The sequence below is a fragment of the Hyphomonas sp. genome, from assembly GCF_040882205.1.
In the GTDB taxonomy this organism is placed as follows: Bacteria; Pseudomonadota; Alphaproteobacteria; order Caulobacterales; family Hyphomonadaceae; genus Hyphomonas.
The window spans coordinates 3,516-10,986 of sequence record NZ_JBBEBT010000347.1; the positions used below are offsets into that span (position 1 = coordinate 3,516).

7 protein-coding genes and 1 pseudogene are annotated in these 7,471 nt (G+C 64.0%); 3 read left to right on the forward strand and 5 right to left on the reverse strand.

What is annotated here, in order from left to right; all coding sequences use genetic code 11:
- Nucleotides 1–605, forward strand: a 605-nt coding sequence (locus WEA77_RS15090) for a glycosyltransferase (protein ID WP_368068694.1), incomplete at its 5' end; no start/stop codon positions are given.
- Nucleotides 606–648: 43 nt separating this feature from the next.
- Here the strand turns inward: WEA77_RS15090 and creD are convergent.
- Together creD and rpmE are read right to left on the reverse strand one after the other, a co-directional pair.
- The gene (creD, locus tag WEA77_RS15095; RefSeq protein ID WP_368068695.1) at nucleotides 649–2,067 is read right to left on the reverse strand and encodes a cell envelope integrity protein CreD; all 1,419 of its coding nucleotides are present in this window, start codon (nucleotides 2,065–2,067) and stop codon (nucleotides 649–651) included.
- A 183-nt stretch (nucleotides 2,068–2,250) separates the two neighbouring features.
- Nucleotides 2,251–2,469 (reverse strand): 50S ribosomal protein L31, encoded by a 219-nt coding sequence (gene rpmE, locus WEA77_RS15100; protein ID WP_368068696.1) that lies wholly within the window; start codon nucleotides 2,467–2,469, stop codon nucleotides 2,251–2,253.
- Nucleotides 2,470–2,645: 176 nt separating this feature from the next.
- Between rpmE and WEA77_RS15105 the strand changes: the two genes are divergently transcribed.
- On the forward strand, nucleotides 2,646–4,478 hold the full coding sequence (locus WEA77_RS15105; protein ID WP_368068697.1) for an ABC transporter transmembrane domain-containing protein: 1,833 nt from the start codon (nucleotides 2,646–2,648) through the stop codon (nucleotides 4,476–4,478).
- Nucleotides 4,479–4,482: 4 nt separating this feature from the next.
- Here WEA77_RS15105 and WEA77_RS15110 read toward each other — a convergent pair whose 3' ends face one another.
- Nucleotides 4,483–5,982: a flavin-containing monooxygenase gene (locus WEA77_RS15110; protein WP_368068698.1), complete on the reverse strand. Its 1,500-nt coding sequence runs from the start codon at nucleotides 5,980–5,982 to the stop codon at nucleotides 4,483–4,485.
- A gap of 54 nt (nucleotides 5,983–6,036) precedes the next feature.
- Nucleotides 6,037–6,861, reverse strand: a complete 825-nt coding sequence (locus tag WEA77_RS15115) for an inositol monophosphatase (protein WP_368068699.1) — start codon at nucleotides 6,859–6,861, stop codon at nucleotides 6,037–6,039.
- A 187-nt stretch (nucleotides 6,862–7,048) separates the two neighbouring features.
- On the opposite strand from WEA77_RS15115, the gene WEA77_RS15120 reads away from it, so the two are divergent.
- Nucleotides 7,049–7,327 (forward strand): DUF4282 domain-containing protein, encoded by a 279-nt coding sequence (locus WEA77_RS15120; protein WP_368068700.1) that lies wholly within the window; start codon nucleotides 7,049–7,051, stop codon nucleotides 7,325–7,327.
- Here the strand turns inward: WEA77_RS15120 and WEA77_RS15125 are convergent.
- Nucleotides 7,324–7,471 (reverse strand): annotated as a pseudogene (locus WEA77_RS15125) (thiamine phosphate synthase); the annotation flags it as partial. The gene WEA77_RS15120 and the pseudogene WEA77_RS15125 overlap by 4 nt on opposite strands.

The following is a 7,471-nucleotide window of genomic DNA, read 5'->3' on the forward strand; positions in this document are numbered from 1 at the left end:
CGGGCTTCGGGGCAGGCGTCAATGCCGCTGCGCGGCTGGCCGCGAGCAATTACCTGCTTGCTATTAATCCGGACTGCGTGATCCGGCGCGGCGCCCTGCGCCCGATGATCGCGGCGCTGAATGGTGCGCCGGCGCCGGCAATTGCCGGTGGGCGTATCTTTGACCTGCAGGGCAGAGAAGAGCGCGGCGCCCGGCGCGAGACGCTGACGCTCATGCGCGCTCTCGGCCTTGGCCGCTGGACACTGGAACACGAGCCACAGCCGCCGGGGCCCATCCGCGTCGGTGCCGTTTCCGGTGCCTTCTTACTCATCCAGACGAAAGACTTCCAAACTCTTGGCGGCTTTGACGAAGGCTACTTCATCCATGTCGAGGACGTGGACCTTTGCCGCCGCGCCATCGAGGCTGGCGGCGCGGTCATCTATGTTCCGCAGGCGGGGGCACTTCATTACGGTTCGACGTCGGATGTGCCGTCGGCCTTTGTCACGCAGCATAAGGCGAAAAGCCTCGCGCGGTATTTCCGGAAATTTGCCAGGGGGCCCTTCGAGAAGCTCGTGGTCGCGTTCGCCGTTCCGTTCATCGGACTGGCGCTGAAATTTCGGCGATAGGCAAACGCCCCGGCCGTCCTGCCGGGACGTTTGTCAGGGGGCGTCAGGTCCGCGCGGGCCGGTCGCCGGCACCGTACCAGTCGATGTTGCGGGTTACGAACATCGTAAGGCCGATGGCGGCAAAGCTTGCAAGTGCGCCAGCGAGCAGCGCGAAGCCTTCGGCCCGCATCAGGCTGAAGAGCAAAGCATATATGCCTGTCAGAATGACCAGCCCCCGGAGGCCATAGCGCGCAGAGCGGAACACATTCATCGCGTAGGCTGAGGTCAGCAACACCGTCATCGTCGCGGCGACAGCGAAGGCCAGGTCGAAGCCAAAGCGTTCGGCGAAAGCAAGGAGCAGGAGATAAAACACCGCCTGCGCGAGACCGACGAGAATGTACTGCGCCGGGTGGGCGCGTGCGCCGCTCATTACTTCGAGCAGAAAATAGGCGAGGAACACGAGGCCGACGAACATCGCGCCGTATTTGAGGGCGCGCTCGACGCTCTGATAGGGGTTGGCCTCGCGCATGAAGCGCACGCCCATGTCGCGGTTACCGTAATGGGTAACCACGCCGAGATCGAGATCGGCGCCTGCGCCGGGAATGCCCCGCGCGAGATAGGCGACGCGCCAGTCTGCATCGAACCCGTTCGCGGTCTGACCGGAATTGTGCGTGAGGGGCAGCACGCCGCCTGTGAAGCTCGGGTCGGTCCAGTTACTGGTCATGCGCACGCGCGTATCCTTGGCGAAGGGGCCGATTGCAAACCGCTCTGCCCCGCTGAGGCGGAGGTTGGCAGTCACATTGATCGCGCCTTCGGCGACATCAAGGCCGCCGACCCGGGCGCCTGCGAGTGCCACGGCCGCGCGCGGCGAGATGGCAAAAGCGCCGGGCTCTGCACGGTTGGCATCGACCGGCTCAAGCGCCAGCCGGCGGCCGTCGAGCGTGACGTCCACGGCGTCGCGTATGCCGCGCGTATCGCTGACCCCGGTGAAGAGACGCGCGTCGTTCCAGAGCGGTGTGGCATCGGATGGCACTGCGCTGCGTAGCGATGCCGCTTCGAAACGGGCGGTGAAGCTCACGGCTGCGTCGAACACCGGCACGAGGTAGAGCCCGCGCCGACGCTCCTCGACATGCGCCGTTACCGTGGCGTCACCCTCCTCGGCAAAGGCAATGGCAATGCCATAGGTCTTCTGGGCGGGGCGTAGCGGATTGGGCGTTCGCTCGAATGGCACCGCCAGGACCGGTCCAAGCACGGATTGCTCGCCGCCCACGCCTTCGCTCACGGCGCCAGCGGCCTCGATCTGCCCGGTCGTGCGTTCGTGCACAACGCCGTAGACGAAGAGGGCAGGGATCGCCATCAGCAGCGCGAGGCCGCAGACGAGGATGAGCTTCAGGCCTGCGGAGCGCTGAGGTATCAGGCCTGAAAGGGCGGGCGGCAATCGGCCCGCGCCGTTTCCGGGCAGCGTACTGGGTGATTCTGACATGTTGTGTTTTCCTGATGAGTTGAGACATCGAGCCTCAGCCCATCGCCTGTCAGCGGGTCAGCGGCAGGGCGGCGCGGTGGCGGCTTCACGGACAATCAGGGAATCCTGAAGGCAGGCAAAGAAAAACCCCGGCCAGATGGCCGGGGCTTTCCTAACGCAACACATCGCAAAGCGCCGGAGCGCTTAGACGAAGCCCTTGAACTTATCCTTGAAGCGCGAAACGCGGCCGCCGCGGTCGAGCGACTTGCCGTCGCCGCCGGTCCAGGCCGGGTGCACTTTCGGGTCGATGTCCAGCACCAGGCGGTCACCTTCCTTGCCGTAGGTCGACTTGGTCTTGTACTCGCTACCGTCTGTCATCACGACTGTGATAAAGTGGTAGTCGGGATGGCCTTCTTTTTTCATGGCCTTGGCCTCTTTCCTTTAAGTCTCGTCGAACCGGGTTGACGCACCCGGGTGCGCTGGCATGTCTCAGCCTGAAATCGAAGTGGGCCGTATATGTGAAAGGTCAGGGCGCCGCAAGAGGCGCCGGCAGGGATTCGGCGGCTGTACGGGGCCTGACAGGGGAGTAGAGCTGCCAGATGGCCGATTCAGGCACTCAGGTCACAGATGACCGCCGCACAACCCTGCCGGAAGGCGGGGAGGCGCTGGGACGGCCAAAGGGGCGCAGCCTGAAGCCTCTGGCCCTCCTGTGGCCCTATGTGCGCCGCCACTGGATTACGGTTACCGTGGCCCTGGTCTTCCTGATCGCCGCCGCGGCCGTCAGTCTGGCGATCCCCATGCTGCTGGGCCGGGCGGCGGATGCGGGGCAGAGCGCCGGGCAGGACGCCGGGGCCCTGATCCGGCTGATCGATGAGGCTTTTCTCTGGGTTTTCGCTGCCGCCGTTGGGGCGGGTGTGCTCGGCGCCCTGCGCTTCTACTTCGTCGCCCGTTTCGGGGAACGGATCGCTGCAGACTTGCGCCGTGACCTCTACGCCCGCCTCCTCAGCCTTTCGCCGGCCTATCATGCGAAAATGCGCTCCGGTGAGGCGGTTTCCCGCCTGACGGCGGACGTGAGCCTGATAGAGAATTTCCTTGGCTCTTCCGCCTCGCTGGCGGTTCGGACGCTGATCACGACCATGGGCGCCCTGGGGCTGATGATCGCTGTCAACTGGCAGTTGGGCCTGACTTTGCTGGCCATGCTGCCGGTCGCGATCCTGCCGGTCATGGGCATCGGGCGGATCATCCGGAATATGTCGAACCGCGCCCAGTCGCGCCTCGCCGATGCGGGCGCCGAGGCGGCCGAGACGCTGGACGCGATCGAGCTGGTGCAGGCTTATGGCCGCGAGGATCGCCAGCTTTCGGTGTTTGCAGAGTCGATCGAAGCGACCTTTGCGGCCGCGATGAAGCGGACAAGCGCGCGGGCGCTGATGATCGTGCTGGTGTCCGTGTTGCTGTTCGGCGGGTTCACCGGCGTGCTCTGGCTGGGCGCACGGTCCGTCGCCAACGGAGAGATGAGTTTCGGCGATCTCGCAACCATGGTGATGTACGCGGCTTATGCGGGCTCCGGCCTTGGCATGCTGGCGGAAGTTTACGGCGAAGTGATGCGCGCGGCCGGCGCGGCGGACCGGGCCGCCGAAGTCTTGCGCGAGACGCCCGCGATTGCCGCGCCCATAAACCCGAAACCGATGCCCCAGGCAGGGAAGGGCGCGCTCTCGTTCAAAAACGTCACATTCCATTACGGCGCAGACGACGCGTCGGCGCTGGAGGATTTTTCACTCGAGGTGAAGCCCGGCGAGTTCGTCGCGCTGGTCGGTCCAAGCGGTGCCGGGAAGACGACCGTGTTCCGCCTCGCGCTGCGCCTGTTCGATCCGCAAGGCGGCGCGATCCGCCTGGACGGTGTGGCCTCGACGCAAGCTGATCCGCGCGACTGGCGCCGGCGCTTTGCCTATGCGCCGCAGGAGTCCGCGCTGTTCACGGGCACGGCGGCAGACAATATCCGCTTCGGCCGCGACGACGCGGACAATGCCATCCTTGAGCAGGCCGCGCGTATGGCGGAAGCCATGGGCTTTCTCGACGAGAAGGAAGGCCTCGCCACGCCGCTCGGTCAGAAGGGACGCAGCCTTTCCGGAGGTCAGCGCCAGCGCATTGCGCTCGCCCGCGCGCTGGTGCGCGATGCGCCCGTGCTGCTGCTGGACGAGGCCACGTCTGCGCTCGATTCCGAAAGCGAAGCCGCGGTGCGCCGTGCTATTGAGAACGCTGCAACGGGGCGCACGACGCTGGTGATTGCTCACCGCCTGTCGACCGTACGCCGGGCAGACCGGATCCTTGTGATAGACCATGGCCGCATCGTGGAAGAAGGCACGCACGAGACGCTGGTGGCCAAGGGCGGTCTCTATGCGCGCCTTGCGGAACTTCAGTTCACGGAGCGTTGAGCGCCTACTCGGCAGCCTGCAATGCGGGTTTTGAGCCTGACTTCGCCGCCGCCGTGTTGAACTGCATGACGCCGTCCTCGATGGGCAGCTCGCGCAGGTTCTTTCGGTCGGTAAAATAGTTCTGGTGCAGCTTCCACGGTGCCTCTGTGTGCTGGCGGGGGAACTGGTCCATCACCCGCTGGAAGTAGCCGGACGAGAAGTCGACGAAAGGTTCGGTTTCGTTCGGGAAATGGGCGAGGTAAGGCATCGCCGAAGTCGCGCCTTTCTCGTCCATCAGGTTCAGCAGGCGGCAGACGTATTCGCTCGTCAGGTCGGCCTTCAGTGTCCAGGACGCATTCGTGTAGCCGAAGGTCACGGCAAGGTTCGGCACGTTAGACAGCATCACGCCCTTGTAGTTGAGCAACTTGCCCGGATCGACCCTGGCGCCGTCGATGGACACGTTGACGCCGTTCATGAAGATCAGGTTCAGCCCGGTGGCCGTGACGATGATGTCGGCATCGAGCGTCTTGCCGGACTTCAGCAGGATGCCGGTCTCGGTAAAGCGCTCGATATGGTCTGTCTCGACGCTGGCCTTGCCGGATTTCAGCGCCATGAAAAGATCCGCATCGGGAACCAGGCAGAGGCGCTGTTCCCAGGGATTGTAGGTCGGCGTGAAGTGTTTATCGACATCATAATCCGGGCCGAGTTCCTCCCGCACCATGCCGAGCAGGCGCTCGCGCGCCTTCTGCGGATTCTTGCGCGTCTGGCCAAAGAAAAACTGCTGGAAGAGCACATTGCGCCAGCGGATGAGATTGTAGGCCAACTGGGCGGGGAGGATCTTGCGCAGGAAATTCGCTGCGCCGTCGACCGCCGGGCGCGAGACGACATAGGTGGGCGAGCGTTGCAACATGGTGACGTGCGCGGCCTTGTCGGTCATCGCCGGCACCAGCGTCATGGCGGTCGCGCCCGAGCCGATCACGACAACTTTCTTGTCCGAATAGTCGAGATTTTCCGGCCAGTGCTGCGGATGGATGATCTGGCCCTTGAAGGCCGCCTCGCCCGGAAATTCCGGCTTGTAGCCCTCATCGTAGCGGTAATAGCCGCCGCACATGAAAAGAAAGCGGGCGGTGGTCACGCTCCGCTCGCCCGTCTTCACGTTTTCGCTTGTCACACGCCAGGCCTGTTCGCTGCCCGACCAGTCGGCGGAAACAATCCGGGTGTTGAAATGAATGTACGGACGTACACCGTATTCGTCGGCGGTATCGTTCACATATTTGCGGATGGACGGGCCGTCGGCGATAGCCTTCGCCTCGGTCCAGGGTTTGAAGTCAAATCCCAGGGTATGCATGTCAGAGTCAGACCGGACGCCTGGATATCTGAACAGGTCCCAGGTTCCGCCAACCGCATCGCGCGCCTCGTAGATCCGGTAAGTCTTGCCTGGGCTGAGCTTCTTGAGATGCACGGCGGCGCCAATGCCCGAAAGGCCGGCGCCGATGATGAGAACGTCTGTGTCTGGCTTTGTCATGGCGCGGGTCATACCGCGATTTTTTGCGGTTGGCAAAAAAACATGACGGGGGCGTCAGGAAATTTTGGCCTGGCGTCCGAAGGCGCCGGCGTGGCGCAATTGTTCCTGCACCAGCGGGACTATGTCCTCATTTCCGGCGAGGATAGAGCCTGTCGTCATGACATTGCCGCCGTCGATTTCCGCAACCACGCCGCCCGCTTCGCGCACGAGCACGATACCGGCTGCGATGTCCCAGGATTTGAGGTTGCGTTCCCAGAAGCCGTCGAACCGGCCGGCCGCGACCCAGGCGAGGTCCAGCGCGGCGGAGCCATAGCGCCGGATGCCTGCGCAGGCCGGGGTCATGGCGAGCATTTCCCGGGCAAACGCGGTGTGCGCTTCCTCGGACTTGCCGTGCCAGGGGGTGCCGGTGGCGACTACGGAATCGGAGAGTTTCTTGCGCGTTGCGACACGCAGCTTGCGCTGTTCCAGCCACGCACCGCGGCCGGTTTCGGCCCAGAAGATCTCGTTCTTGGCGACGTCAAACACAACGCCAGTCAGCATCTGGCCGTCGCGCTCTAGCGCAATCGAGACTGAATAGTGCGGCTGGCCGTGCAGGAAGTTCAGGGTGCCGTCGAGCGGGTCGACGATGAAGCGGTTGGACTTGTCGGTGCCTTCGACGGTCCCGCGCTCTTCCATAACAAAACCATAGCCAGGCCGGGCCTTCATGAGGTGCGTGTAGATCGTTTCCTCGGCGCGGGTGTCGGCGTTCGAGACGAAATCAGCCGGCCCCTTGCGGGAAACCTGGAGGTTTTCGACCTCGCCGAAGTCGCGCGCAAGGCTGCGCCCAGCGGCGCGCGCAGCAGCGATCATAACGGCGCCAACGGGGGAGGGTTTCGACATGAGAAATAGCTCTTGCGCGCTTTCGGGGCGGGAGCGGGGGCGTAAGCCTTAGATCGCCAAGGGTCAAGGCAGCGGAGTGTTAACAGATCGCCTGTCGCGATTTTTCGGTTGTGCTGGGCCAGCCCCCTCGCGCCAACCTCGGTTCTCTGCACTCGCTTGAGAGGGCAATTCAATGCTGAACCAATTCATGAGCTTCGACAAACTGATCGGATCAAGGCTGATCGTGGTCATCTATTGGCTGGGCCTCATCGGCATCGCGCTCGGGACGCTCGCCGGCATTTTCGGCGGCCTGGCGGCGATGGGCAGCCGTTTTCTGGCTGGCCTGGGCGCGATCATATTCGCTCTGACCGGCGCCGTGGCCGGCGTGCTGTTCTGGCGGTTTATCTGCGAGATGTACCTGCTGATATTCCGGATGGCGGACGATGTGCGCGACATCAAGGCAATGATATCCGGCCCGGCTGCCTAGGCGCCTTCGTCCAGCTGATCGAACAGGTCGTTGAAGGCCCTGACCGCTGCAGCGGGGCCTTCCGGATGTGACCAGACGCCGGAGGATCCGGCGATAAAGTCGGCGCCTGCTGTCACCAGCGGCGCGGCATTAGCGGGCGTGATG